2 protein-coding genes are annotated in these 1154 nt (G+C 65.1%); one reads left to right on the plus strand and one right to left on the minus strand.

Going from position 1 to position 1154, the window contains the following annotated elements; all coding sequences use genetic code 11:
- Positions 1-248 (plus strand): hypothetical protein (locus FJR00_RS15875; protein ID WP_181409677.1); only part of this gene is annotated, 248 nt, incomplete at its 5' end.
- A gap of 364 nt (positions 249-612) precedes the next feature.
- Here the strand turns inward: FJR00_RS15875 and FJR00_RS15510 are convergent.
- Positions 613-1116 (minus strand): GPP34 family phosphoprotein, encoded by a 504-nt coding sequence (locus FJR00_RS15510; protein WP_141339629.1) that lies wholly within the window; start codon positions 1114-1116, stop codon positions 613-615.
- Positions 1117-1154: the final 38 nt, after the last annotated feature.

Consider the following 1154-nt stretch of genomic DNA (forward strand, 5'->3'; position numbering starts at 1 on the left):
ACCAGGAGGCCCTCCAAGTCATACAAGCCGACAACCTGCTCGCCGCGATCGTCCAGGCGGTCGAGAACCCAGTCGCCCTAGTCCAACTTCTCTTCAACTGTCGCGACCGCGATTGCGCGCTTGCTGCGCTGCAGCGCGAGTACGGCTGGGACGAAATCCAAGCGCGGATGGTGATGAACATGCAGTTCCGGCGAGTCGTGGAAGAGGATCGGCAACTGATACGGCGCCAGCTGGAGGGCGACGACTAAACCAACCGCGACGCGGCATGAGCGTGCGTATCGCGGCGCACCACCGGGGCCTACTCGCAGCCCTTCTCATACCTGTGAGGGAAGACCCCTATGGTCCCTTACTGACTGCTCGGCCGCTCACCGGAACAGTAGCGGGAAGCGGGAGATGCAGGTGCTCGGTCAAGGCTTTGTAAGCGGCCGAAACTCACGGAAGGGGCTGCGGTCGTGTGAAGTCAGACAGCACCCATTGCAGCTGCTGCCGCTCCGCCCTGCTCATTGGACACCAGCCTCACGAGCGGCTCGTCGACCCAGCGGTTATGCGATATGCGACGTGCCGCGGCCGACAAGTCCATCTTGACCCCTCGCGTGGCGAGCACTGGGGGCATCACATGACCCAGCCAGTCCGCTGCGCCCAGCAGNCGTCGGCCAACATCACCTGAAGAGCCCGTAGCCGGTCGCGATCCGTGACCACGTAGTCCTTGGCCAGGGTCACTCCGAACAAGCCTGACTCGTCGAGCGCGATCGCTCCCTTGGCTACCAAGGCTTGCTCGACCTGGACCACGACCACCCGTCCCATGACCCGGCACACCTCGTCCAGGTGCCGTGGTCCCATGCGCTGCAGGCGTTCGATCGTCTCATCGAGAACTGTTTCGCCCGTGGGGCGAGCATCCAGCAGGGCAACGGTTCGTCCTGCGGTCACCTGGACTCGCTCAAGGGTGGCGAGCTCAGCCAGTACAGCGCCGGCGACCGCGGCGGCTACGAGAGCCGGGCGAGGCCGCCTGACGGCAGCGGCGAGCAGGAGCAGGTCCTCGGCGAGCATGAAGGCACGGTAACCCGCAACCACTTGGCAGCACCGAAGGTGACAGCCCGACCCTCCGCGTCCTGGCATTGGTAGGAGCGCGGCAACCCTGCATCCCGCATGCGGCA

It is taken from the genome of Ornithinimicrobium kibberense (assembly GCF_006519705.1).
GTDB classification, from domain to species: Bacteria; Actinomycetota; Actinomycetes; order Actinomycetales; family Dermatophilaceae; genus Ornithinicoccus; species Ornithinicoccus kibberensis.